Source organism: Acidobacteriota bacterium (assembly GCA_030697165.1).
GTDB lineage: Bacteria > Acidobacteriota > Vicinamibacteria > Vicinamibacterales > UBA2999 > 12-FULL-67-14b.
Genome location: JAUYQQ010000003.1, coordinates 60,927 through 86,254, shown reverse-complemented (window position 1 = coordinate 86,254; position 25,328 = coordinate 60,927). Strand labels below are relative to the sequence as shown.

Here is a 25,328-nt window from a genome sequence, read left to right as displayed (position 1 = left end):
GTCGCCGTCTGTCCGTTCGTTAGAAGGACAGGCGGAACATCATCTGCGTCAGGCGCATGAAGCCGCGCTGCGCGGTGATGCGGCCGAACGCCGAGCTGCCGAACGAGGTGTTCGGACCGACCGTCTTGACCGTGTTGGTGATGTTCAACACTTCAATCTTGATCTGGCCGCGCATGCGCGAACCCATGCGGACGTCCTTCGACGCCACAAAGTCCCAGTTGTTGCGGTGCGGCGTGCGAACGTCGCCGTTGGTCCTCGGCGAGTTGCCGAACGTGAAGGCCCCCGGGTTGGAGTAGGCCGCCGAATTGAGCCACACGCCGGGGTTCGGCTGCGGGGTGTAGAACAGACGGTCCTCGCGGTTGCCACTGGTCAGCGGATCGCTGCCGGTGAGGTTGGGCCGCTGCATCGGGTAGAACGCGCTCGAGTTGTTGTTCGAGCTGTTCGACACCGAAATCGGGAAGCCGCTCTCGAAGGCGATGATCGACGAGACCGTCCAGTCGCCGAGGATGGCGGCGCCGACGCCGCTCTGCGCCCAGCGCTTGCCCTCGCCGAACGGCAGTTCGATGATCGGCGAGATGGAGATCTTGTGCGGCACATCGAGGAGGCCGATCGAATACTCGGCATCCAGGTCGTACGGGTTCTGGGCATTGCCGTTCGTGGCCGAGAACGAGTTGCCCTCGCCGAACTGGTTGTCCATCAGCTTGCTGCGGGTGTAGTTGATGCGACCGCCCCAGCCGTTGCTCATGCGCTTCTCGAACTTCAGGATGGCGGCGTGGTACTGATTCTTGCCGCCCGTGGTCTGGCGCATCAGGATGTTGCCAAACTGCGGGAACGGACGCAGTGACTGGGCACGCGTGATGGTCGGGCTGTTCGGCGAGAAGCCGGTGCCGGTGCCGAAGAACGGGTTCGGCACCTGCTGCGACAGCGCCGCGCCGAGCGCCAGGTGAGAGGGATCCAGCGTGTTGATGTTGATCGTCGCTGAATCGTTGGCGCCGCCGTAGCCGAGGTTACGGCCGGTCGCGCCGGAGTACTCGAAGCCAATCGCGATGTTGCCGGGCATCTCGCGGTTGAGATCGAACGAGTACTGCTGCACGTAGGGCGCGCCCTTGTCCTGGTCGATGAACTCGATGTTGCTGCCCACGCCCTCGAGGGCGCCGAGCGAGTTACCACGAGGCTGCACGACGCCGCTGGGGAAGGGGTTGTTCAGCAACGTCGTTGGCACGAACTGCCCCTGCTGAATGAAGGTGTTCTGGCTGTAGCCCACCTGGCCGTAGTTGGCCGACCCGAGGAACGGGTAGTTCCACGGTGCCTGGTAGATGCCGTAGCCGCCGCGGATGACCGTCTTGGGATTGATCGAATAGACCATGCCCACGCGGGGCGAGTACTTCAACGCCGGCTGGTTGCCCTGTTCGGTGGGCGCGCCATTGACGCCGGCATAGACCAGGCCGCCACGCACCGGCCGGCCGTTGACGACGATGTTGCCGAGCGCGCCGCCCGGGTTGAGCGCGCGGTCGAAGGCCACCGTGAAGCGGTTTTCTTCTTCCTGCAGGCCGGTCTCGCTCTCGATACGCAGGCCATAGTTCAACGTGAAGCTGGAGTTCACGCGGAAGTCGTCCTGCAGGTAGGCGCCGAAGTAGTTGATGAAGTAGTTGGCCGGGGCCGACACGCCGATGCTGCTTTGGTTGCCGGGGTCGCCCGAGGGGTAGCCGAGCAACAGGCTGGCGAGCGCGTTGCCGGACGGCGAGGCGCCATTGACGCCGTTGACGGCCGGGTTGGCCGACGTATAGCGACGGTCGAAGTTCAAATTACCGGCACCGTTGGAGAACGACTGCGACTCCAGACCGATGGTCCGGTAGTCAACACCCGCCTTGATGGTGTGGCGGCCGAGCAGCTTCGACACCGTGCCGTTGGCGCTCCACGAGTACAGGTTGCGATCGGACGGATCGATCGCGCCAAGCGAGTAGTAGTCGGTGATGTTGACGTTGGGGAACTTCTTGGTCTGAATGGCGCTGCTGAACGCCGAATCGAAGCCCAGGCTGGCCGGGTCGAAGTCGATCGACAGCGTGTCGTCGTCGCGGAACTGGGTCAGGCCGTAACGCAGGGTCACCACCGTGTTGCTGCTCGGCAGCCAGGTGTTGTTCAAGGCCAGCATGTGGATGCGGCGCTTGAGCAGGTAGTCGCCGTTGTCGATGAACCGGTTGGGACCACTCAGGCCGGGCTCCAGGTAGTTGGCGCAGGGCTCGTCGGTCGTGTTGTAGAGATAGAAGCCGCTCATCGAAACGCTGTCGCTGAACCGATGATCGAGCTTGCCGGTGTACATCATCGCCCGGTCTTCGATCTGGGCCACGCTGAAGAAGTTCGACTGGCCGTTGCTGACGTCGTTGGTCGGCGCCGGCAGGTAGCTGAGCATCTTGGTCGCGATCGGGTTCAGGCGGTTGGCCGGAATGACGTTACCGGGAAACGGCGTGCGACCGTTGCCGCTGGCGTCGCCGGTGAGCGGGTCGTACACCACGACCTGGTTGCCGCTCGAATCAAACGAGCGCGAGAAGTCGCCGGCGCGTTCGCGCGCCGTCGGCAGCCTCTGGGAACCGTTGCGGGTCGTGTTGGAACCGTACCCTTCGACCGAGCCCCAGAAGAACGTGCGGTTACGGAGGACCGGGCCGCCGAAGCCGCCGCCGCCAAGGTGGAAGTAGGTTTCGGGCAGCGGAATGTTCTGCTTCTGCGAGAACCAGTTGTTGGCCATGCCCCAGCGTGGGCGGGCCTGATAGAAGCCGCTGCCGCTGAAGCTGTTGCTGCCCGACTTGGTCGCCACGTTGAACGTGCCGCCGCCGGTGCGGCCGGCTTCCGCGTCATACAGGTGGACCTGCACGGCTACGTCATCGAGCGCCTCGATGGAAGGGTTGGCCGACGCGCGGTTGCGGATGTCGGTGACCGGCACGCCGTCCACCAGGTAGTTGTTGCCGCGGCGCGTGCCGCCGCCAAGCGACAGCAGCGAGGCGTTGGTCTGGTCCTGCTGGCGGTTGAACTGCGAGTCGCCCGAAGCCACCACGGTGGGCAGCGTCAAGGCGAACAGGAATGCCGACCGGCCGCCGCTCGGCAGCGTCGACAACTGCTGCGAGCTGATCACGCCGCCGCCGGTGGCATTGGACGTGTCGATCAGCGGCGCCGCGCCCGTCACGGTGATGGTCTCCTGCAACTGGCCGACTTCGAGGCCGATGTCCAGCGTCACGAACTGCTGGGCCGCGACCCGAATCGCTTTCTGCTCGTAGGTCTTGAAACCAGCGAGTTCAGCCTTGACGGTATAGGTACCCGGTGGCACCGCCGCAAAGTTGTACTGGCCCTGCTCGTTCGAGACCGCGTCGCGCGTCGCGCCGTTGCCTTCGTTGAGCAGTGTGACCGTGACGCCGGGGACGACACCGCCGCTGTCGCGGACCGCGCCGCGCAGACCGCCGGTGAACGTCTGAGCCCACGCCGTGCTCGAGACCACTGGAACCATCAGCAGCGCCAGCAGGCACCACTGTGACAAGGATTTCCTCATACTCGCATTCCTCCAAATCGAAGAAGTCTGGCGCCAGGCCGCACCCGGCGTCACAGACACAACGCAGCCGCAAAGTTCAAAACAATATTCGACGAGCGAGCTGTTGAGACGTTTTGTTAACAAAGATGCGGGAGTGTAGGTCACCCAGCTTGGCCTTTGCAAGGCCAGAACACCATCCCCCACTACAAAATTTTGGATAATCCGACCCCTAAAGGTCGGTCACCGCACCCAAACTGGCGGTCGAAACCTGCCGCGCATACTTGGCCAGCACGCCGCGGATGTATCGCGGCTTGCGCGTCTTCCACGCCTTCTTGCGCACTCGCCACTCCCGTTCAGGGATGTCCAGGCGTAGCTGCCGGGTCCGCGCGTCGATCGTGACGGTATCGCCGTTCTTGACGAGTGCCAGGGGCCCGCCGACGAACGCCTCCGGCGTGATGTGGCCGACCACGAAGCCGTGGGTGCCACCGCTGAACCGGCCGTCGGTGATCAATGCCACGTCGGCGCCCAGCCCGCGGCCCATGATGGCGCTCGTTGGCGACAGCATTTCGCGCATGCCCGGCCCGCCCTGCGGCCCCTCGTAGCGGATGACCACCACGTCGCCCTTCTTGATCTTGCCGGCGAGAATCGCCGCCAGTGCGGCCTCCTCGCGGTCGTAGACTCGGGCGCGGCCGGTGAACTTCTCACCTTCCTTGCCGCTGATCTTCGCCACGGCGCCCTCGGGCGCGAGGTTGCCGCGAAGTACGACGAGGTGGCTGTCCTTCTTGAGCGGGTCGGCCACCGCCCGCACCACTTCCTGCCCCGCCGGGTAGTCGGCCGTGTCGCGCAAGTTGTCGGCCAGCGTGCGGCCGGTCACCGTCATCGCATCGCCGTGCAGCAGGCCGGCATCGAGCAGCCGCTTCAAGAGCGGCGTCAGGCCGCCGATCCTGACCAGTTCGGCCATCACGAACTTGCCGCTCGGCTTGAGATCCGCCAGTACCGGCACCCGTTTGCCAATGCGGGTGAAATCGTCGAGTGTCAGCTTCACGTCCGCCTCGTGCGCGATCGCCAGCAGGTGCAGCACGGCGTTGGTCGAGCCGCCAAGCGCAATCACGGTCGTAATGGCGTTCTCGAACGCCTTTCGCGTGAGGATGTCGCGCGGCCGGAGGTTGTCCTGCACCAGCCTCACCACCGCGGCGCCGGCGTTGGTGCAGTCGCGTTTCTTGTCGTCCGAGATCGCCGCCTGCGCCGAGCTGTTGGGCAAGCTCAAGCCCAGCGCCTCGATCGCCGAGGCCATGGTGTTGGCGGTATACATGCCGCCGCACGACCCGGCGCCCGGGCACGCGTGCTGCTCGAGGTCGGCCAGCGCCGCATCGGTCAGCTTGCCCGCCGCGTGCTGCCCCACCGCCTCGAACACCGAGACGATGTCGACGGGCCGGTTCTGGAAGATACCGGGCATAATCGTGCCGCCGTAGACGAACACCGCCGGCCGGTTGAGGCGCGCCATCGCCATCACGCAGGCCGGCATGTTCTTGTCGCAACCACCAATCGCGACCAGGCCATCAAGCCCCTCGGCGCCCATCACCACCTCGATCGAGTCGGCGATCACCTCGCGCGACACCAGCGAGTACTTCATGCCCTCGGTGCCCATCGAGATGCCGTCCGAGACGGTGATGGTGCCAAAGATCGACGGCTTGCCGCCGGCGCCATTCACGCCGTCGGCGGCATGACGCGCGAGCACATCGATGTGCACGTTGCACGGCGTCACCTGGCTCCAGGTCGAGCAGACACCGATCTGTGACTTTTGGAAGTCGCCGCGCGTAAAGCCCACCGCGTGCAACATGGCGCGCCCCGGCGCGCGTTCGGGGCCATCGAGCACCAAAGATGAATGCGGTCGCTTCATAAGTGCAACAGCCTGCCATAAATTCACAGGAGATAGAGAGATCAGGAGCAATTTTTTTACGAGTCCTTGCTCTTGAACTCCTGATCTCCTGTGTTTGACTATGATCGGGGCGTGGAATCGGTCCGTCTGGATGTGTGGCTCGACGTTGCGTGCGTGTTCAAGACCCGCTCCGAAGCCCAGAAAGCCTGCAAGCTGGGCAAGGTCAGCGTGGGCGGCCAGGTCGCCAAGCCGCATCGCGAGGTCCGGGTCGGTGACCAGCTGATCATCCAGCGGCCGATGGGCCGCAAGCAGCTGCTGACCGTACTCGGCGTGGCCGATCGCAGCATTTCACGGGCCGAGGCGCGGCTGCTCTACGACGACACGTCGCCCAAGCCCACCCCCGAGGAGATCGAGCTGCGCAAGCTCGAGCGTATCTACCGCGCCGCGGCGACCCCTCCCACCCGCCCCGACCGCGACCAGCGGCGCACGCTGCGCCGATTGAAGCGGGGGGAGTAAGATGCCCTGGTGCCCCTACGATTCATCGTCCTGCTGCTGGCTGGAGCCCTGTTCTTCTTCCTGCCGTTCACCGCTGACTTCCTCACCGACTGGATGTGGTTCGGCGAGCTCGGCTACCGGGATGTGTATTCCACCGAGATCACGGTCCGGGCCGGGCTGGCGGTCGCGGTGTTCGTCGTGGCCGTCGCGTGGCTGGCGTTCAACGTCCGCCTGGCGCTAACCTCGATTTCCCCCACCCCGGTCGCCTTCACGACCCGTGAAGGGTTCACCGTCTCGCTGCCGACGCGCGATCAACTGCGGCCCCTGGTCATGATGGCGGTCGTGGTGGCGGCGTTCCTGCTGGCCTCGTTCGCGTCGAGCCAGTGGATGACGCTGCTGACGTGGTGGCACCAGACCCCCTTCGGTAAGAGCGATCCGATCCTCGGCAATGACGCGGCCCTGTACATCTTCACGTTGCCGGCGCTCACGCTCGCCCGCGGGATGGCCATCGCCATGATCATGCTGGCCGCGGCCGGGGCCGGCGCCCTCTACGTCGCCGCCGGCCAGATGGCACTGACGCCGTTCGGCATCAGCATCCAGGACCGCGCCCGGCGCCACCTGACGTGGCTCGCGGCGGCGTTCTTCCTCACGCTCGCGCTCGGCGCGTGGCTGAGCCGCCTGAACGACCTCGTGTCGCCGTCCGGGATCATCCAGGGCGCCAGCTACGCCGACGTGCACGCGCGCATGCCGGCCGCGTTCGTCGTGATGGTGGCGGCCCTGATTGCCGCCGGCCTCGCCGCGGCCTCGGCCGCCGGCCCGTCGGCCCGGCTGCTGATTGCCGGCGCCGGCCTCTATGCCATCGCCCTGCTCGGCGGCGAAGGCTACGCCTCGATGCTGCAGCGCTTCGCGGTGACGCCGAACGAGCAGGTGCGCGAGACCCCGTACATCGAGTACAACATCACCGCGACCCGCGAGGCGTTTGCGCTGGATCAGGTCGAGGAACGCGAGTTGCCCGGCGAGGGCACGCTGACCCGCGCCGACCTCGAGGCCAACCGCGGCACGCTCGATAACGTGCGCCTGTGGGATCACCAACCGCTGCTCGAAACGTTCGGCCAGATCCAGGAGATCCGCACCTACTACGACTTCGTCTCGGTCGACAACGACCGCTACATGATCAACGGGAAGAACCGCCAGGTCATGTTGTCGGTGCGCGAGTTGAATCCGGCGTCGCTGCCCAACCGCACCTGGATCAACGAGCGGCTGGTGTTCACGCATGGCCACGGCCTGACGCTCGGGCCGGTGAACGAGGTCACCAACGAAGGTTTGCCGGTGCTGTTCGTGCGCGACCTGCCGCCGGTCACCACCGTCGACATCGACATCACCGAGCCCAGCATCTATTACGGCGAGCTGGCCGGCGACTACGTGATCGTCCGCACCAACGCCCAGGAGTTCCACTACCCGAAGGGCGAGGACAACGTCTACAACCAGTACGCCGGCACCGGCGGCATCCCCATTGATTCGCTGTGGCGGAAGATGTTGTTCGCGGCGCGGTTCCGGTCGTACCAGATCCTGTTGAGCGACGACATCACCAGCGAGAGCCGGCTGATGTTCGACCGCCAGATTCGGCGCCGCGTCGCGAAGATCGCGCCGTTCCTCGTGTATGACGACGATCCGTATGCGGTGGTCAGCGACGGCCGCATCTTCTGGATCCAGGACGCCTACACCGCCACCGATCGCTATCCCTACTCCACCGCCGCCGGCGGCGTGAACTACATCCGCAACTCCGTCAAGATCGTGGTTGACGCGTATCACGGCACGGTGCAGTTCTACCAGTCGGACGCCAACGATCCGATCATCCAGACCATCGGCAAGATTTTCCCGACGCTGATGCGGCCGCTCAGCGAAATGCCTGCCGACCTGCGCGCCCATGTGCGCTACCCGGAAGGCATCTTCCAGATCCAGTCGTCGGTCTACGCGACCTACCACATGACCAACCCGGCGGTGTTCTACAACAAGGAAGACCAGTGGGAAGTGCCGGCGGTGGACAGCGGCGGCGAGACCCGGCGCATGGAGCCTTACTACACGATGATGAAGCTGCCGGGCGAACCCGAGGCCGAGTTCATCCAGATGCTACCCTTCACGCCGCGCCGCCGCGACAACCTGGCGTCGTGGATGGTGGCCCGCAGCGACGGTGACAACTACGGCAAGCTGCAGGTGTTCCAGTTCTCCAAGCAGACGCTGGTCTTCGGCCCGCAACAGGTGGTCGCGCGCATCAACCAGGACCAAATCATCTCGCCGCAGATCACGCTGTGGAGCCAGCAGGGCTCCCAGGTGATCCAGGGCACGCTGATGGTGATTCCAATCGAGCAGTCGTTGATCTACGTGCGGCCGCTCTACCTGCGCGCGCCGGCCGGCCGCATTCCCGAACTGACCCGCGTCATCGTCGCCTACCAGAACCGCATCGTCATGGAACGGACGCTGGACGAAGCCATCGACCGGTTGTTTGGCGAGAACACCCGAACGCCGCGCGCGGCCGCGCCGGCGACGACGACGGCCGGGGCGGCACCGGCACCGGGTGAAATCGCGCCGGCACCGGCCAGCACCGGCAACGTCGAATGGGACCGCATGGCGAACGAGGCGCGCTCAACCTATCAGCGCGCCCTCGACGCCCAGCGCGCCGGCGACTGGGCGCGGTACGGCGAAGAAATCAGGCGGCTCGGCGAGTTGCTCGAGCGAATGAAGCAGCCCAGATAGAAACTGGGGTGCCTAAAGTGCCTAGGGGTGCCTAGGGTGCCTACTGTGCACCCGACGCACTCTAGGCACTCTAGGCACTCTAGGCACCCTAGGCACCTTAGGCACTATGATCAAAGCCGTGTCAGTTTCTGACCTCCACGGCCGGCCCCTGCGTAATCTCCGTCTTTCGGTGACGGACCGCTGCAACCTGCGGTGCCAGTACTGCATGCCCGAGGCCGACTACTTGTGGCTGCCGCGGGAAGACATCCTGCAGTTCGAGGAGATCGAGCGGCTGGTCGATCAGTTCCTGCACCTGGGTGTCGACAAGGTCCGGCTGACCGGCGGCGAGCCGCTGCTGCGCCGTGACCTGCCGGACCTGGTGGCGCGGCTGGCGGCGAAGCCGGCCATTCGCGACTTCGCCATGACCACCAACGCGGTACTGCTGGCGCCGGCGGTGGCCAGCCTCAAGACGGCGGGCCTGCACCGGCTCACCATCAGTCTCGACACCCTGCAGCGTGACCGCTTCGTCAAGCTCGCGCGCTTCGACGAGTTGCCGCGCGTCATCGCCGGCATCGATGCCGCGGTCGACGTGTTCCCGGGGTTCAAGATCGACACGGTGATGATCCGCGGCATCAACGACGACGAGCTGATCCCGTTGCTGGAATTTGCCCGGGAGCGGCGCGCCGAGATCCGGTTCATCGAATACATGGATGTCGGCGGCGCCACAACCTGGTCGACGAGCCAGGTCGTCTCGCGCCAGGACATGCTGGCAACGATCGCCGCGCACTACGGACCGGTGGAGCCAGTCCGCGAGTCGTCGTCGGCGCCGGCCGAACGCTATTGCCTGCCCGACGGCACGGTCTTTGGCATCATCGCCTCGACCACCGAACCGTTCTGCAAGTCGTGCGATCGCAGCCGGCTGACCGCCGACGGACTCTGGTATTTGTGCTTGTATGGCGCGCGTGGCGTGGACTTGCGGGGGCCGCTGCGCGGCGGCGTCAGTGACGAAGCCCTGCGCGACCTGGTGACCAGCGTATGGCACGCGCGCACCGACCGCGGCGCCGAAGCGCGGCTGACCGAGCGCGAGCGGTCACCGTTGATTCCGGTGAGCACCCTGCGAAGGGACCCCCACTTGGAGATGCACACACGGGGCGGCTAGGGAGTTGAAAGTTTACGAGTTGAAAGTTGGTAGTTGTAGTTAATAGTTTCAGTTTCAGTTTCAGTTCCAGTGAACTACCAACTGCCAATGCAACTGAAACTTTTAACTTCAACTACCAACTACCAACTTTTCAACTTTCAACTGTCTAGCAGTGCTCTTCGAACGCCTTCTGCAGTTCGGCGGCGATCAGGTCCGACGAGCGGTTCTCGATGTCCTTACGCTCCATCAGGTAGACCAGCTTGCCGTCCTTCATCAGGCCAATCGATGGCGACGACGGCGGATATGGCGCGAAGTGGGCGCGCGCGGCATCGGTGGCTTCGACGTCGGCGCCGGCGAACACCGTGGCCAGGCGGTCGGGGCGCTTGCCCTGCCGGAGCGCGAGGGCAATACCCGGGCGGGCCTTGCCGGCCGCGCAGCCGCACACCGAGTTCACTACGAGCATCGTCGTGCCGGCCTGCTGGACGGTGGTCTCGACCGCCTCGGGCGTCTTCAGCTCTTCGAAACCCAATCGGGACAGTTCGGCCCGCATCGGCGCAATGAACGGTTCTGGATAGCGTTGCACGATCATGTGTCTTGAATCCTCTTCGAAAAAACTCGCGTCCTACGTCTCATCATTGTAACTGGAATGGTGCCCCCCGAACGGATCTCCCCGCTCAACCGCGCGCCGGTTCGGCCTGGCGGCGACTACATCCTCTACTGGATGATCGCCACCCGCCGCACGAGGCATAACTTTGCCCTCCAGCGGGCGGTGGAACACGCCGTCCAGCTCCGCAAGCCGCTGCTCGTGCTCGAGGCGCTGCGCGCCGGCCATCAATGGGCCTCGGCGCGCTTTCACCAGTTCGTTGTCGATGGGATGCGCGATAACGCCCGCGGGTTTCAGCGGCGGGGCGTTCGCTACCATCCATACCTCGAACCGGACGACGGCGACGGGCGCGGCCTGCTCGCCCACCTCGCCGCCAGCGCGGCCGTCGTCGTGACCGACGACTTCCCGTGCTTCTTCCTGCCCGCCATGGTCGCCACGGCAGCGGCCCGCGTGGACGTGGCCATGGAGGCCGTCGATTCGAACGGCCTGCTGCCCATGCGCGCGGTCGCCAAGGTGCATCCCACCGCCTACGCGTTCCGCCGGGCCCTGCAGGGCGCGTTGCCCGCGCACCTGGCGCACCGGCCACTGCCCGACCCGCTCGCGGCGCTGACCGGAGCGCCGCCCGATTTGCCGCCGGGCACAGCCGCGCGCTGGCCCGACGCACTTGGCTGGCTTGACGGGGGTGGCAGCCTGAACGACCTGCCCATCGACCGGCGGGTCCGGGCGGTAGGGCAACGCGGCGGCTCGGTGGCCGCGAGCGAAGCGCTGCAGCAGTTCCTGTCGGGGGGCTTTGCGGACTACGGCAGCGCGCGCAACCATCCCGACCGCGACGTGTCGAGCGGACTGTCGCCGTACCTGCACTGGGGGCACCTCTCCTCGCACGAGGTCTTCGACGCGATCATGACGCGCGAAGGCTGGCTTGGCGATTTACCGCAGCGGGCCACCGGCGCGCGCGAAGGCTGGTGGGGTGTCGGCGCCAACGCCGAGGCGTTTCTCGATCAGCTGATCACCTGGCGCGAGCTGGGCTTCAACTTCGCCTGCCAGCGGGACGACTACGACGTGTTCGAGTCGTTGCCGGCCTGGGCGCTCGCGACGCTCGAGGCGCATGAAGTGGACGAACGCGAGTGGGTCTACGACCTGACTACCCTGGAGCAGGCCCGGACTCATGATCCGCTCTGGAACGCCGCGCAACGCCAGCTCGTGAGCGAGGGCCGCATGCACAACTACCTGCGCATGCTATGGGGCAAGAAGATCCTGCAATGGTCGGCCACCCCGCGCGAAGCGCTGGCGGCGATGGTCGAGTTGAACAACAAGTACGCCCTCGATGGCCGCGATCCCAATTCGTACGCGGGCATCTTCTGGGTCCTCGGGCGCTACGACCGGCCGTGGTTTCCCGAGCGGCCCATCTTCGGAGTGGTGCGCTACATGACGTCCGATAGCGCGGCGCGCAAGCTGCGACTGCGCGAGTACCTCAAACGCTATGGCAATCCGGCAACAGGAGACCAGGAGACCACGAGAAATCTATTCTCGTGATCTCTTGATCTCTTGTTAAACGTTGATCAGGCGTGAGATTTCGGCCTCGACGCGACCGTACTCGGCATCGAGTGACGCGACCACCGGCGCCAAGGCCGACAGGTCCCCCGACCGCCCCAGCTCGTCGAGCCGGGCGCAGACGGCCAACAGCTGCTTCGCACCGATGTTGCCGGCGCTGCCCTTCAGCGAATGGGCGGCACGCTGCACGGCGACGGCATCTCCGGCCAGCCAGGCGGCCCGCAGCCGTTCGATGCGCGCCGGCACATCAGTCGTGAAGAGCTGGAGCACCTCGGCCAGCACGTCAGGTTCGCCTGGCGGCGTCAACTGGCGGAGGCTGTCGAGGACGACGGGGTCGAGCGCCGGCGCGGCCATCATCTCCCCTTCTGCTTCTTCTGCGCCTGCGACACGTCCTCGAGCGCGTCGAGTTGCGGCTTGACGAAGCGCTCGTAACAGGTCGGGCAATAGCTGTGCGAGAACGACACCCCCGAGTGATCGTGGAAATAAGTCTCCACCTTCTCCCAGTAGTTCTGGTCGTTGCGGATCGACTTGCAGTAGGCGCACATCGGCAGCAGGGTCTGCAGGGCCTTGACGTTGGCCAGGGCCTCTTCGAGGCTGCGCACGCGCTCGGCCAGCGCCAGCTGCAGTTCGACGACACGGGCGCCGACGTTGACGCGCGCGACCAGTTCGTCCTCGTTGGCCGGCTTGGTCACGTAGTCGTTGGCGCCGGCCTTGAGGCCGGTGACGATATCGGCCGAGGAATCGCGCGAGGTCAGCAGGATCACGTAAGTCGGCGCCTGCTCGCCGCGGGCGCGGATCAGCTGCACGACTTCCGGGCCGGCCAGCCCCGGCATCTCCCAGTCGAGCAAGGCGATCGCGGGCGGGTTGGGCGCGGTCAGTTGCTGCCAGGCCTGTTCGCCGTCAGGCGCGAACGTGACCTCGTACCCGGCCTTCTTCAACATCGCACCGACGACGGTCCGCGACACCGGCTCGTCATCGGCGACCAGGACGCGCAGTGAAGGCATTGGTGAATGTTATCACTCGACTCGCCCGGAATGCCGGCCGGGCCGGCACCCCAGGCTCGCTCGTGACAGGTCATCCGCCGGTGATAAGCTCTGTCGCCATGCGCATTGCTGCCCTGTTCGCCAGCGTAATCCTCGTGGTCTCGACCGCCGCCCCGGCCGCGGCGCAAGCCACCGCCTTCGTCGGCGGGCGGCTCATCGATGGCACCGGCCGCGTCATCGACGCCGGCACGGTCGTGATCGACGGCGGCCGCATCGTCGCGGCGGGGCCGGCGGCCTCGACGCCGGTGCCGGCGGGCGCCACCCGTATCGACGTCACGGGCAAGACGCTGTTGCCGGGCCTGATCAACGCCCATGGCCATGTCGCCGCCACGACCGGCCTGCGCTCGGACCCGGCGTCGTACACGCGCGAGAACCTGACGCGGCAGCTGACGACCTACGCCCAGTACGGGGTCACCACGGTGTTCAGCCTGGGCGACGACCAGGCGCTCGGCTTCGAGTTGCGCAACGAGCAGTCGTCCGGACCGCTCGACCGCGCCCGGCTGTTCGTGGGCGGCGCGGTGGTGACGGGCGACACCGCCGAGGCGGCGCGCGCCATGACCAGCACGGTCGCGGAGATGAAACCCGACCTGATCAAGATTCGCGTCGATGACAACCTCGGCACCGGCCGCAAGATGCCCGAAGCCGCCTGGCGCGCCGTCATCGACGAGGCGCATGCTCGCAGGCTGAAGGTGGCCGTCCACATCTATTCGCTGGCCGATGCCAAGGCCACGCTGGCCGGCGGCGCCGACTTCATCGCCCACAGCGTGCGCGACGAACCGGTGGATGCCGCGTTCATCGCAGCCATGAAGGCGCGCGACGTCTGCTACTCCCCCACGTTCACGCGCGAGATCTCGACGTTCATCTACGATTCCACACCGGCCTGGATCGACGATCCGTTCTTCGTCAAGGGCGTGACGCCCGAGATCGTCGCGCAGTTGAAGGATCCGAAGCGGCACGCGCAGGTCCGTAACAGCGCCGGTTGGAAAGCCGGCCAGCAGTACAAGGCGGGTCTCGAAGTCGCCAAGCGGAATCTCAAGGCGCTGGTCGATGGCGGCGTGCGCATCGCGTTCGGCACCGACTCCGGACCGCCGGCGCGCTTTCAGGGCTTCTTTGAGCACCTCGAGCTGGAAATGATGGTCGAGGCCGGCCTGACGCCGATGCAGGCGCTCGTGTCAGCGACGGGCGACGCCGCCAGGTGCCATCAGCGCGCCGGTCAGCTCGGCACGCTCGCCGCCGGCGCGGCCGCCGACCTGATCGTGCTCGGCGCCAACCCGCTCGACAACATTCGCAACACCCGCAGCATCGAACAGGTGTGGATCAACGGGCGAAAAGCTTTTTAACGCGGTCGTCGAGCCGGGCCGTACACCGGGCGGCCCGGGCGGGCGCCGGTCAGCCCCTTGGGGTCGAGCACCGGCACGCCATTGACGATCACATGCTCGATGCCGGTCGCGTACTGATGCGGCTGCTCATAGGTGGCATGATCGCGAATGGTGGCGGGGTTGAAGACCACGACGTCCGCCAGTAGCCCAATGCGAATCGAGCCGCGGTCGGTGATGCCCATCTGCGCGGCGGCGGCCCCGGTCATACGCCTCACCGCGTCGTTCAGCGACAGGACTTTGTCGTCCCGAACGTACTTCGACAAGACGCGCGGAAACGTGCCGTAGGCCCGCGGATGTGGCGCCCCTTGCGCCAGGACGCCTTCGCGGCGCAACGCCGCCGAGTCGCTACCGATCGTGACCCGGCTCGATCGCAGCCCGGTGGCCACATCCGCCTCGCTCATCATGTGGTACAGCGCGCCGATGCGGCCGCCGCTGTCGATCAGCAACTGGAAATAGACCTCCCACGGATCGGCCTTGCGCTCGGCGGCGATCTGCGTGATCCGCTTGCCGACGATCGACTGGTCCATCGCCGGCGGAACCGACGCCACCTGGATGCCGTCGAAGGTGGTCGCCAGCAGCAGGTTTTCCCAGCCATCGAGCTGGGTTTCGATCTCCGCGCGAACGCGCTTGCGGATTTCGGCGTCGGCCAGGCGCGCCAGCATCCGGTCGCGGCCGCCCTCCTGCACCCACAGCGGGAGCGTCGCCGCGAGTCCCGTGCCGCCCGCCGTGTACGGATACATGGTCGCCGTCACCGGGATCCCGGCGGCGTTCGCCTGGTCAAGCTTGGCGAGCGCCTCGCTCATGCGGCCCCAGTTGGCCTTGGCGGCCACCTTCAGATGAAACACCACGACCGGCAGGCCGGCCTCGCGGCCAATCGCGATCGCTTCGTCCAGCGCGTTGAACAGGTTGAAGCTCTCACCCCGGATGTGGGTAATGTAGATGCCGTTGTGCCGGGCGGCCACCCTGGCCAGCGCCACCAGCTCGCTGGTCTGGGCAAACGTCCCCGGCACGTAAATCAGCGCGCTCGAGAGTCCGAACGCGCCGTCCTGCATCGCCTGGTCGACCATCGCCTCCATGCGCGACAGCTCCGCCGGCGTCGGGGCACGGTTGTCGAGGCCGATCACCTCGCGCCGCACGGTGGTGGCCGGCACGAAGGTGCCGACGTTGATGGTCGTGCCACGCTGCCGCAACCGCTCGAAGTAGCCGCTGAAGCCGGTCCAGTCGAACGGCACGTCGAACACGCGCAGCGCGTCCACGTCGGCGGTGTCCTTGGTCCAGAACGCCGGCGACCCGCCCTCGCCGATGATCTCGGTCGTGATGCCCTGGCGCACGTGGCTCTCGCCGTTGCCATCGGTCAGCAGCGTCGTGCCCGACTGGCCTTGCACGTCGATGAAGCCGGGCGCCACCACCAGGCCGGTGGCGTCGATCACCCGGCCGCCCTGGGCCGCCGACAAGTCGCTCATCGCGACAATGCGGTCGCCCCTGATGCCGACGTCCACGCGAAGCGACGGCCCGCCGTCGCCCACCAGGACGTCACCCCCGCGGATGATCACGTCGTATCGGTCCTGCGCCGGCGCACAGGCCAACACCGCGAGGCACAGGCCCGCGACCGTGGGAACGACGAGCGCGCGGATCAGGGTCATCGCGCGCAACTATAATCCCTCCATCACTCCTTCCCAAGCGACGGTCACCGCGTTTGTGCCAGGTGGTCCGGCTAAAGCCGGACACCACATCTGGCCCTCACCTTCAGGCGAACAGCCGATGTGGCGTCCGCCTTTAGGCGGACCAGTCGACCGCGGCCTCTTCACTGCCGACGAGTATCAGCAGGTGCGGGCGTTCTTCGACGCCAGGCCTGAACTGGCGCCGACGCCGCTGCACGACCTGCCCACCCTGGCCCAATCGCTCGACCTCGGCCGGCTGATGGTCAAGGACGAAACCGCCCGTTTCGGCCTGAACGCCTTCAAGCTGCTCGGCGCGCGGTTCGCCATGGCGACGCTGCAAGCCGAGGGCGCGTTGCCCCCCGGCCACACCGTGGTCTGCGCCAGCGAGGGCAACCACGGCCGGGCCGTGGCCCGAGCGGCACGCGACGCCCGGTGCCATGCCCGCGTGTACATGGCCGCTGACGCGGCGCAGGCCCGCGTCGATGCCATCGCCGGCGAGGGCGCCACGGTCATCCGGGTCGAGGGCTCGTATGACGATGCGGTGAGGCGGCTCGGCGCGGATGCGGCCGCACACGGCTGGACCATCGTGTCGGACACTTCGTGGGACGGCTACGAACGCATTCCGCGGCTGATCATGCTCGGCTACACGAGGATGCTCGCGGAGGTCGCGGCAGCGCACGACGTGGTGTTCGTCCAGGGCGGCGTTGGCGGACTGCTGTGCGGCGTCGCGAGTTGGTGCGCGTTTCATACCCCAACCACCAAGGTCGTCTCGGTGGAACCCACGTCCGCGGCGTGCCTGCTGGCCTCGGCCCGCGCCGGCCGGCCCACTGCCGTCGCCGGCCCGCTCACCACCACGATGGCGGGCCTTCGCAATCGCGAAGTATCGCCATTGGCATTTGATGCGGTGCAGAAGACGGTCTCGGCCTATCTCGCGATCGACGATCACTGGGCGCACGACGCCATGCGCGCGCTGGCGCAGCCCGCGCCCGGCGAGCCGGCCGTCGCCGCGGGGGCATCGGGCGCGGCCGCACTCGGCGGGCTGCTCGCGGTGTGCCGCGATCCGGACATGCCCCGCGTGCGCGCGGCGCTCGGGCTGGGCCCCGGTGCGCGGGTCCTCGTTCTCGTCAGCGAAGGCGTGACCGACCCCGGCCTGTGGAGCGCGGTCATGTCGCGGCGATGAGACGCGACAAGTTTGGACTGGGCGCGCTCCTGCTGTTTGGCGCGCTCACGGTGCTGATGACGTGGCCGCAGGCCGCGCGCTTGTCGACGCACCTGCCCGACTCGGACGACCCGCTGCTCAGCATCTGGCGGCTCGCGTGGATCGCGCACATCCTGCCGGTCAACCCTGCCGACCTGATGAACGGCAACATTTTCCATCCGGAGCCGCGAACCCTCGCGTACACGGACGCAGTGCTGATGCAGGGGCTGGCGGCCGCGCCGCTGCTCTGGTCCGGCCTGTCACCCGTGGTGACCTACAACCTGATTGTCCTCGCGTCGATCGCGCTGTCAGGCTGGACGATGTTTCTCTACGCGCGGCACCTGACGCGCAGTGCCTCCGCGGGCGTGCTCGCCGGCATCGTCTTCGCATTCGTCCCGTTCCGGTTCGACCACCTACATCACCTGGAACTGCAGGCCACGATGTTCATGCCGCTGGCTTTGCTCTGGGTCGATCGCGCCCTTGCCACCGGCGCGAGGCGTGACGTGTGGCTGGCAGTGGCGGCGGTGGCCGCACAGGTCTACTGCGGCATTTACTACGCGATCTTTCTCGCCACGGCGTTGCTCGTGGCCGTGCCCTGGCGCTGGCGCGAGGTGCCAGTCGAGCGGCGCGCCGGCGCACTTCGGGCCGCCGTCACGGCGTCGGTCGCCGGCGCGGTGGTCGTGCTGCCCTACCTCGCGGTCTACATGCTGAACCGCGGCAGCCTCGGTGAGCGGGACCCGCGTGACATCCAGGCGTATTCGGCGACGTGGCAGAACTATCTTGCGACCCCCACGGCGAACCTCGTTCATGGTGGTTGGAGCGGGCGGCTGGGCGAGAACGAGCGGCGCCTGTTCCCCGGTGCGGTGGCGCTGGCGATCGCGGCGATCGGAGTGATCGGCCTGGAGCGGCGGCGCGCAACGCTGCTGGCCATCGGCGCCCTCGGCTTCGTGATCTCGCTCGGTGTGAACACGCCGTTCTATTCGTGGCTGACATCGGTCCTGTTCATCTACAACGGCCTGCGGGCCCCGGCGCGCGCGAGCATCCTGGTTTTCCTGGCACTCGCCGGCCTGGCCGCCTTTGGCTGGTCGCGGCTCGAATCGCGGCTTCGTCGGTGGGCGCCGGTGGCCACCGCGGTCGTCGCCATCGCGCTGCTCGCCGAGTACGCGACCGTGCAAGCGAACTGGTACGTCCCCGGTCCCCGGCCACCCGGCGTCTACGAGTGGCTCGCCCGCGAACCGCGATCGGTGGTGCTCGAACTGCCGCTCACCACCGCCGACCGACTCGACATCGTGCCTGACGGCATCTACATGTTCCGCAGCACGGCACACTGGCAGCCGAGCCTGAACGGCTACAGCGGCTTCTTCCCGAAGTCGTATCTCGAATTGACGGAACGCATGAGGACGTTTCCGGACGACGCGTCGACTGCGTACCTGAAGGCGCGGCAAGTGGACCTGATCGTGATCCATGGTGGCCTGATGGCGCCGGACGCCTTTGGCGCTCTCACCAGCGACCTGATGACGAGGTCCGACTTTGAACTCACGAGGCAATTTGCGGAGCCGAAGGGGCCCGACGTGGTGTTTCGAGTGCTGAGATAGCCGGGCGGCGGCCCGGCAGTCCCATCGACGGCCCAGGGCGTCCCATGATCGAACACCCGGCTCGGCTCCTGATGGAACCTTCGGCCACTAACTCTCGTTTCCTCAATATGTTGGGCTCGTCCGGCAAGCTGGCACAACCCTTGAGTATGTTTCGTAGCCAGACGCCAGTATCCAGATGCCAGACGGGCTACTGGCTACCGGCTACTGGTTCTAAAATCGGTGCCATCGTTTTTGGTGGCGATCACCGTCTAAGTAGGGCAATCACAGACATGGACATTCAGCGTCCCGCATCCGTCGCGCAATCGAAGAAACGCCGTCAAATCACGTACGGCGTCGTCGGCGTCGTGGTCATCGGTTTGGTTTCCGTGTTCCTGGCGAGGCTGCAGCCTGCCGCCCCCACCGTCGAACGGGCCACCGTCTGGGTCGATACGGTCAAGCGCGGCACCATTCCCCGGCAGGTCCGGGGCCTCGGCACGCTCATTCCGGTGGACGAAGCGCGGCGCTGGGTACCGGCATCGACCCAGGGACGGGTCGAGCGGATCATTCTGCGTCCCGGCGTCCAGGTGACCCCCGACACCGTCGTCCTCGAACTGAGCGACCCGCAGGTGCAACAGGCGCTCAATGACGCCGACCAGCAACTGCGCGCGTCGGAAGCCGATTTCAACAGCCTGAAGGCCCGGCTCGACGCCGAGACCCTGAATCAGCGTGCGCAGGCCGCCATCGTCAGGGCCGATTTCCAGAATGCGCAGACCGAACGCGAGATGAACGAAGGCCTCGCCAAGGACGGCCTGGTGTCTAACCTGGTCTTGAGGCAGTCGGTGGTCCGCGCCGAGTCGCTGAGGACCCGCGACGGCATCGAGACGGATCGGCTGAAGGTATCGGAGCAAAGCGCCCTCGCGCAGTTGGCCTCGGCGCAGGCCCTGGTGGACCAGCGCAAGTCGAACCTGGCCCTGCGGCGCCAGCAGGTCGACCAGCTGCGCGTCCGCGCCGGCATGTCGGGAGTGCTGGAGCAGGTGCCGGTGGAAGTCGGCCAACAGGTGCAGCCGGGCACCAACCTGGTGCGTGTCGCCGACCCGACCCGCCTCAAAGCCGAACTGCGGATCGCGGAAACCCAGGCGCGCGACCTGACGATCGGCCAGACGGCGCAAGTCGACACGCGCAACGGGATCATCGCCGGCAGGGTCGTTCGCATTGACCCGGCAGCGACCAACGGTACGGTTACGGTCGACGTCGCGCTCGAGGGCGAGCTGCCCCGCGGGGCCCGTCCCGACCTGAGCGTGGACGGCACCATTGAACTGGATCGCCTGGAAAACGTCCTATACGTGGGACGCCCGGCGTTTGGGCAGGAACAGAGCACGGTGGGCCTCTTCAAGCTCAACAAGCAGACCGGCGAGGCCTCGCGCGCGCAGGTGCAGCTTGGCCGCAGCTCAGTGAACACCATCGAGATTCTGAGCGGGCTGGCGGAAGGCGACGAAGTCGTCCTGTCTGACATGTCGGCCTGGGACCAGTTCGATCGCATTCGGTTACGGTAGTTTTCGGCAACTTAAGGAGTCCTCTGATGAACGCTTCCGCGCAGCCCCTGATTCGCCTGAATGGCATCAAGAAGGTGTTCTATACGGACGAAGTGGAAACCCACGCACTTGCCGGCATTCACCTCGAGATCCAGCAGGGCGAGTACGTGGCCATTGCCGGACCGTCGGGCTGCGGCAAGTCGACGCTGCTCGCCATTCTCGGCCTGCTCGACACGGCCAGCGAAGGCACCTACACGCTGAACGGCAACGAGGTCGCCAACCTCTCGTTGTCGGAACGCGCGCGCGTGCGCAACCGCGAGATCGGGTTCATCTTTCAGAGCTTCAACCTGATCGGCGACCTGACGGTCTTCGAGAACGTGGAGCTGCCGCTGATTTACCGCGGTATGAAGGCGGCCGAGCGCCGCGAGCGCGCCAATGCCGCGCTCGAACGCGTCGGCATGGCCCACCGCGCCAAGCACCTGCCCTCGCAGCTCTCGGGCGGTCAGCAGCAGCGCGTCGCCGTGGCCCGCGCCGTCGGCGGCCAGCCGTCGATCCTGCTGGCCGACGAACCGACCGGTAACCTGGACTCGAAGAACGGCGAGGCCGTGATGGATCTGCTGCGCGAGCTGCATCGTGGCGGTGCCACGATCTGCATGGTGACGCACGATCCGCGCTACGCCGCGCACGCCGACCGTGGGATTCACCTCTTCGACGGCCGCGTCGTCGAAGAGAACGTCGGAACCGTGGTCTAGGCACTTCAGGCGCCGAGGGTGTGCCGGTGGCACCCCTCGGCCCTTCCCGCGGCCCTCGCCTTCGGTCATGATGGAAGTGGCAGACGCCCATGGTCCGGACTCTCCGACTCCCCATTCCCGGTTTCCCACACCCAGCATGATCAAACTCACCAGTATTGAAAAGTCCTATCGCCACGGCCTGTCGCAGACCTTCGTGCTGCGCCGCGTCAACGCCGAGATCAAGCAGGGCGACTTCGTATCGATCATGGGACCGTCGGGCGCCGGCAAGAGCACGCTGCTCCACATCATGGGCATGCACGACAGTGCCTGGACCGGTGAGTACTGGCTGTTTGACGACCCCATTCACCAACTGTCGGCCAAGGACCGGATGCGGGTGCAGAAGCAGCACATCGGCTTCGTGTTCCAGAGCTATCACCTGCTCGACAACCTGACGGTCTACGAGAACATCGACCTGCCGCTGTCGTACCGCGACGTCAAGAAGGCCGAACGCGAAGGCATGGTCGCCGACATCCTCGACCGCTTCAACATCGTCGGCAAGAAGGACCTGTTCCCGAACCAACTGTCGGGCGGCCAGCAGCAGCTGGTGGCCATCGCGCGGGCGGTCGTGGCCAAGCCGTCGCTGATCCTCGCCGACGAGCCGACCGGCAACCTGCACACCGACCAGGGCAAGGAAATCATGGAGTTGTTCAGGAAGTTGAACGAGGCCGGCACCACGATCGTGCAGGTCACCCATTCGCAGGCCAACGCCGCCTACGGCAAGCGCGTGATCAATCTGAAGGACGGTTGGATTGTCGACGAGAACTGACCCGCCGTCCCGAATACTGATAGCCGACGACCAGGCCGACGTTCTCGAAGCGCTCCGGTTGCTGCTGAAGCCGGAAGGCTTCGTGATCGACACCGCGGCCTCGCCCGCGCAGATCCTGCGCGCGCTCGAGCTCAAGGACTACGACGTGGTCCTGATGGACCTGAATTACACCCGCGACACCACGTCGGGCGACGAGGGCCTGGACCTGCTGCAGCGGATCCACACCGGCGACGAGTCGCTGCCGGTCGTCGTGATGACGGCGTGGGGCTCGGTCAACGTCGCGGTCGAGGCCATGCGGCGGGGCGCGCGCGACTTCGTGCAGAAGCCGTGGGAGAACGAACGGCTGCTGTCGATTGTGCGGACGCAGACCGAGCTCGGCCGCGCCATTCGCCGCGGCCGTCAGCTCGAGGCCGCCAACCAGGCGCTGCAGTCAGACGGCCGATCACCGATTCTCGCCGAGTCGGCGGCGATGCGGCCGGTCCTGGAGATGATCGCGCGGGTCGGGCCGTCGGATGCCAACGTGCTGATCACCGGCGAGAACGGAACCGGCAAGAGCCTGGTGGCCCAGGCGGTCCACGGCGTCTCGCCGCGGGCCGGCCGCCCCATGGTGACCGTCAACGCCGGCGGCATGGCCGAGGGCGTGTTCGAGTCGGAACTGTTCGGCCACCTCAAGGGCGCGTTTACCGACGCCAAGGCCGATCGCGTGGGCCGGTTCGAACTGGCCGATGGCAGTACGTTGTTCCTCGACGAGATCGCCAACGTCCCGATGACCCAGCAACAGAAACTGCTGCGCGTGATCGAGACCGGCGAGTTCGAACGTCTCGGATCGTCGAAGACCCGCAAGGTCAGCGTGCGCCTGATCTCGGCCACCAACGCCGATCTCAACGCCGAAGTCGAAGCCAGCCGCTTCCGGCAGGACCTGTACTTCCGCCTCAACACCATCGAAATTCACCTGCCGCCACTGCGCGACCGGCGCGAAGACATTCCGCTGCTCGCGAAGCACTTCCTGCGCCAGCACGCCCAGCGCTATCGCAAGTCGTTGTCGGGCTTCGACCCGGCGGCCATGCAGGTGCTGATGGACCATCGCTGGCCCGGCAACGTCCGCGAGATGGACCACTCGGTCGAACGCGCGGTGCTGATGTCGCAGGGCGCCACCGTTCGGGCCGGTGACCTCGGGCTCAGAGTCGAGGGCGGCTCGTCGGCCCGGCTCGAAGACATGAGCCTGGAAGAAGTCGAGGCGTTCCTGATCAAGAAGGCGATGGCCCGCTACGGCAACGTCAGCCACGCCGCCCGAGCCCTCGGCCTGTCCCGCAGCGCGTTATACCGCCGTCTCGAACGATATAAGCTTTAGCCGTGTGGCGGCGCCTTCGCCTCGACCAGCAGATCTTTCTCCTCGCCCTCGGCGCCGGTGTGCCAGGCGCCGTCACCGCGCTGTGGATTCTCTGGACCGAGGCTTACACCCCCAAAGTGCAATGGACGCTCACCGCCCTCATCCTGACGACCCTGTTTGGCCTGGCCTCCTCGGTCCGCACCCGGGTGGTGGTGCCGCTGCAGACGCTGGCGAACCTGTTGGCGGCGCTGCGCGAAGACGACTTCTCCATTCGCGCCCGCACCAATAATCCCGACGACCCCATGGGCGCCGCGCTGATTGAAGTCAACGCGCTCGCCGAAACGCTGCACGAACAACGGCTGGGCGCGGTCGAGGCGACCGCCCTGCTACGCACGGTGATGGAGCAGATCGACGTCGCTGTATTCGCGTTCGATCCGGAACAACGCCTGCGCATGGTCAATCGCACCGGCGAGCGGCTGATGGGCAAGAGCATGGAGCATATGCTCGGCCGCACCGCCGATGAACTGCAGCTGGCGGACTGGTTCGGCGACGCCCCCCGGGTCGTCGACATCTCCCCTCCCGGCGGCGGACCGGGCCGATGGGAAGTGCGCAAGACAACGTTCCGGCTGGGCGGATTGCGCCACGACCTGCTCGTCCTCTCGGACGTCAGCCGGCCCTTGCGCGAGCAGGAGCGGCAGGCCTTTCAGCGGCTGATCCGCGTGATCGGCCACGAGCTGGGCAACTCGCTCGGCCCGATCAAGTCGATCGCCGGCACGCTCGAAACCCTGCTCCACCGCGATCCGCCGCCGAGCGACTGGCGCGAAGACATGACCCGCGGCCTGCAGGTGATCGCGTCGCGCACCGATTCGCTGAGCCGCTTCACCGGCGCTTCCGCGCGGCTCGCCCGCCTGCCGGCGCCCCGGCTGGCGCCGCTCGTGCTCAAGCCGCTGCTGCAGCGCGTGGCCGGCTTCGATACGCGGGTGCCGGTGCTCGTCAAGCCCGGGCCCGACGTGACCGTTGACGCCGACGCCGACCAACTCGAACAGTTGCTGATCAACCTGCTGCGCAACGCCGCCGATGCCTGCCTCGAGGTGGGCGGGACGACCGTCACCGCCGGCTGGCGGCGCACGCGCGCCGGGCTCGAGATCTTCGTTGAGGACGAAGGCCCCGGTCTCTCGAACACCTCGAACCTGTTCGTGCCGTTCTTCACGACCAAGCCGGGCGGCTCGGGTATCGGTCTCGTGCTGTGCCGGCAGATCGCCGAGGGCCACGGCGGCTCGTTGACCCTCGAGAACCGCAAGGATACCCGCGGCTGCCGGGCCCGGCTGACGCTGCCAATCGAAACATGAAGCACCTGTCGCTGGTCGTCCCGGCCTACAACGAGGCGGCGCTTCTGCCGCGCCTGCTCGACACCGTGGACGTGGCACGTTCGCGTTACGCCGGCGGGGCCGGGGCCATCGACATCGTGGTCGCCGACAACGGCTCCACTGACCAGACTTCTGCACTTGCTGAAGCGCGCGGCTGCCGAGTGGCGCGGGTCGAGAAGCGAATGATCGGCGCCTCTCGAAATGGCGGCGCGGCCCTCGCGACCGCACCGGTCATCTGTTTCGTCGACGCCGACATGCAGGTGCATCCCGACACCTTCAACGCGATCGCCACGGCCATGGCCGATCCGGGCATCGCCGGCGGCGCAACCGGCGTGACCATGGAGCGCTGGTCCGTGGGAATTGCCTGCACCTACGCGATGCTGCTGCCGATGGTATGGCTCACGCGCATGGACACGGGGGTCGTGTTCTGTCGACGCGAGGACTTCGCCCGCGTGGGTGGCTACAGCGAAACCCGCCACTTCGCCGAGGATGTCGACTTCCTGTGGAAGCTGACGCGCCTGGGCTGGTCGCGCGGCCAGCGCCTGACGCGGCTGCGGCCGGTGAAGGCGATCGCGTCGGTCCGCAAGTTCGATCGCTATGGCGACTGGCACTACCTGACGATGATGCCGATGCTGGTGGCGGGCACGCTCCGCGCCCGCGCCTCGGGCAGCACTCTGGCCCGGCAATACTGGTACGACGACCGGTAGGCGCAGCCGTCGCGAAGGCGATTGCCGACTTGCTCGCGGTACGAGAACCCCTCAGGCCGCAGG

The 25,328-nt window shown here is 66.7% G+C and carries 19 protein-coding genes; 13 read left to right on the top strand and 6 right to left on the bottom strand.

Going from position 1 to position 25,328, the window contains the following annotated elements; translation table 11 throughout:
• Positions 1-19 precede the first annotated feature (19 nt).
• Both Q8T13_03185 and ilvD read right to left on the bottom strand, forming a co-directional pair.
• Complete coding sequence (locus Q8T13_03185; protein ID MDP3716751.1) at positions 20-3,526, bottom strand: TonB-dependent receptor; 3,507 nt, start codon at positions 3,524-3,526, stop codon at positions 20-22.
• Between the two features lie 220 nt (positions 3,527-3,746).
• Positions 3,747-5,417: a dihydroxy-acid dehydratase gene (gene ilvD / locus Q8T13_03180; protein ID MDP3716750.1), complete on the bottom strand. Its 1,671-nt coding sequence runs from the start codon at positions 5,415-5,417 to the stop codon at positions 3,747-3,749.
• Between the two features lie 111 nt (positions 5,418-5,528).
• On the opposite strand from ilvD, the gene Q8T13_03175 reads away from it, so the two are divergent.
• From Q8T13_03175 to moaA, 3 genes are all read left to right on the top strand, one after another.
• The gene (locus tag Q8T13_03175; protein ID MDP3716749.1) at positions 5,529-5,912 is read left to right on the top strand and encodes a S4 domain-containing protein; all 384 of its coding nucleotides are present in this window, start codon (positions 5,529-5,531) and stop codon (positions 5,910-5,912) included.
• Between the two features lie 9 nt (positions 5,913-5,921).
• Entirely contained in the window at positions 5,922-8,645 is a 2,724-nt protein-coding gene (locus Q8T13_03170; GenBank protein MDP3716748.1) for a UPF0182 family protein, read from the top strand.
• A gap of 118 nt (positions 8,646-8,763) precedes the next feature.
• Positions 8,764-9,783 (top strand): GTP 3',8-cyclase MoaA, encoded by a 1,020-nt coding sequence (gene moaA, locus Q8T13_03165; protein MDP3716747.1) that lies wholly within the window; start codon positions 8,764-8,766, stop codon positions 9,781-9,783.
• Between the two features lie 145 nt (positions 9,784-9,928).
• Here moaA and Q8T13_03160 read toward each other — a convergent pair whose 3' ends face one another.
• The gene (locus tag Q8T13_03160) at positions 9,929-10,351 is read right to left on the bottom strand and encodes a BrxA/BrxB family bacilliredoxin (protein ID MDP3716746.1); all 423 of its coding nucleotides are present in this window, start codon (positions 10,349-10,351) and stop codon (positions 9,929-9,931) included.
• A gap of 57 nt (positions 10,352-10,408) precedes the next feature.
• Here Q8T13_03160 and Q8T13_03155 point away from each other — a divergent pair, with 57 nt between their 5' ends.
• Positions 10,409-11,899: a deoxyribodipyrimidine photolyase gene (locus tag Q8T13_03155; protein MDP3716745.1), complete on the top strand. Its 1,491-nt coding sequence runs from the start codon at positions 10,409-10,411 to the stop codon at positions 11,897-11,899.
• Between the two features lie 15 nt (positions 11,900-11,914).
• On the opposite strand, the gene Q8T13_03150 is transcribed toward Q8T13_03155, so the two are convergent.
• A complete protein-coding gene (locus tag Q8T13_03150; GenBank protein MDP3716744.1) occupies positions 11,915-12,274 on the bottom strand; it encodes an Hpt domain-containing protein in 360 nt (119 codons plus the stop codon).
• Positions 12,271-12,921 (bottom strand): response regulator, encoded by a 651-nt coding sequence (locus tag Q8T13_03145; protein ID MDP3716743.1) that lies wholly within the window; start codon positions 12,919-12,921, stop codon positions 12,271-12,273. Before Q8T13_03145 ends, Q8T13_03150 begins: the two co-directional genes overlap by 4 nt.
• A 98-nt stretch (positions 12,922-13,019) precedes the next feature.
• Here Q8T13_03145 and Q8T13_03140 point away from each other — a divergent pair, with 98 nt between their 5' ends.
• A complete protein-coding gene (locus Q8T13_03140) occupies positions 13,020-14,300 on the top strand; it encodes an amidohydrolase family protein (protein MDP3716742.1) in 1,281 nt (426 codons plus the stop codon).
• Here Q8T13_03140 and Q8T13_03135 read toward each other — a convergent pair.
• Positions 14,297-15,982, bottom strand: a complete 1,686-nt coding sequence (locus Q8T13_03135; protein MDP3716741.1) for a D-aminoacylase — start codon at positions 15,980-15,982, stop codon at positions 14,297-14,299. The genes Q8T13_03140 and Q8T13_03135 overlap by 4 nt on opposite strands.
• A 118-nt stretch (positions 15,983-16,100) precedes the next feature.
• Here Q8T13_03135 and Q8T13_03130 point away from each other — a divergent pair, with 118 nt between their 5' ends.
• The 8 genes from Q8T13_03130 (at position 16,101) to Q8T13_03095 (ending at position 25,265) form a co-directional block, all read left to right on the top strand.
• Positions 16,101-17,180, top strand: coding sequence for a diaminopropionate ammonia-lyase (locus tag Q8T13_03130; protein ID MDP3716740.1), 1,080 nt, complete (start codon positions 16,101-16,103; stop codon positions 17,178-17,180).
• On the top strand, positions 17,177-18,793 hold the full coding sequence (locus Q8T13_03125; GenBank protein ID MDP3716739.1) for a hypothetical protein: 1,617 nt from the start codon (positions 17,177-17,179) through the stop codon (positions 18,791-18,793). The genes Q8T13_03130 and Q8T13_03125 overlap by 4 nt, the downstream gene beginning before the upstream one ends.
• A 269-nt stretch (positions 18,794-19,062) precedes the next feature.
• Positions 19,063-20,325, top strand: coding sequence for an efflux RND transporter periplasmic adaptor subunit (locus Q8T13_03120; protein ID MDP3716738.1), 1,263 nt, complete (start codon positions 19,063-19,065; stop codon positions 20,323-20,325).
• Between the two features lie 26 nt (positions 20,326-20,351).
• On the top strand, positions 20,352-21,056 hold the full coding sequence (locus tag Q8T13_03115) for an ABC transporter ATP-binding protein (GenBank protein MDP3716737.1): 705 nt from the start codon (positions 20,352-20,354) through the stop codon (positions 21,054-21,056).
• A 136-nt stretch (positions 21,057-21,192) separates the two neighbouring features.
• Positions 21,193-21,861 (top strand): ABC transporter ATP-binding protein, encoded by a 669-nt coding sequence (locus tag Q8T13_03110; protein ID MDP3716736.1) that lies wholly within the window; start codon positions 21,193-21,195, stop codon positions 21,859-21,861.
• Positions 21,845-23,212, top strand: a complete 1,368-nt coding sequence (locus Q8T13_03105; GenBank protein MDP3716735.1) for a sigma-54 dependent transcriptional regulator — start codon at positions 21,845-21,847, stop codon at positions 23,210-23,212. Before Q8T13_03110 ends, Q8T13_03105 begins: the two co-directional genes overlap by 17 nt.
• Positions 23,213-23,214: 2 nt before the next feature.
• Positions 23,215-24,540 (top strand): ATP-binding protein, encoded by a 1,326-nt coding sequence (locus Q8T13_03100; protein ID MDP3716734.1) that lies wholly within the window; start codon positions 23,215-23,217, stop codon positions 24,538-24,540.
• Positions 24,537-25,265, top strand: a complete 729-nt coding sequence (locus Q8T13_03095) for a glycosyltransferase (GenBank protein MDP3716733.1) — start codon at positions 24,537-24,539, stop codon at positions 25,263-25,265. The genes Q8T13_03100 and Q8T13_03095 overlap by 4 nt, the downstream gene beginning before the upstream one ends.
• Positions 25,266-25,328: the final 63 nt, after the last annotated feature.

Excerpts from the sequence above, each read along its gene's own strand:
- ilvD (MDP3716750.1), bottom strand. The coding sequence starts at position 5,417 with ATGAAGCGACCGCATTCATCTTTGGTGCTCGATGGCCCCGAACGCGCG.
- Q8T13_03160 (MDP3716746.1), bottom strand. The coding sequence starts at position 10,351 with ATGATCGTGCAACGCTATCCAGAACCGTTCATTGCGCCGATGCGGGCC.
- Q8T13_03155 (MDP3716745.1), top strand. The coding sequence starts at position 10,409 with ATGGTGCCCCCCGAACGGATCTCCCCGCTCAACCGCGCGCCGGTTCGG.
- Q8T13_03150 (MDP3716744.1), bottom strand. The coding sequence starts at position 12,274 with ATGATGGCCGCGCCGGCGCTCGACCCCGTCGTCCTCGACAGCCTCCGC.
- Q8T13_03145 (MDP3716743.1), bottom strand. The coding sequence starts at position 12,921 with ATGCCTTCACTGCGCGTCCTGGTCGCCGATGACGAGCCGGTGTCGCGG.
- Q8T13_03140 (MDP3716742.1), top strand. The coding sequence starts at position 13,020 with ATGCGCATTGCTGCCCTGTTCGCCAGCGTAATCCTCGTGGTCTCGACC.
- Q8T13_03135 (MDP3716741.1), bottom strand. The coding sequence starts at position 15,982 with ATGACCCTGATCCGCGCGCTCGTCGTTCCCACGGTCGCGGGCCTGTGC.
- Q8T13_03130 (MDP3716740.1), top strand. The coding sequence starts at position 16,101 with ATGTGGCGTCCGCCTTTAGGCGGACCAGTCGACCGCGGCCTCTTCACT.
- Q8T13_03125 (MDP3716739.1), top strand. The coding sequence starts at position 17,177 with ATGAGACGCGACAAGTTTGGACTGGGCGCGCTCCTGCTGTTTGGCGCG.
- Q8T13_03120 (MDP3716738.1), top strand. The coding sequence starts at position 19,063 with ATGGACATTCAGCGTCCCGCATCCGTCGCGCAATCGAAGAAACGCCGT.
- Q8T13_03115 (MDP3716737.1), top strand. The coding sequence starts at position 20,352 with ATGAACGCTTCCGCGCAGCCCCTGATTCGCCTGAATGGCATCAAGAAG.
- Q8T13_03110 (MDP3716736.1), top strand. The coding sequence starts at position 21,193 with ATGATCAAACTCACCAGTATTGAAAAGTCCTATCGCCACGGCCTGTCG.
- Q8T13_03095 (MDP3716733.1), top strand. The coding sequence starts at position 24,537 with ATGAAGCACCTGTCGCTGGTCGTCCCGGCCTACAACGAGGCGGCGCTT.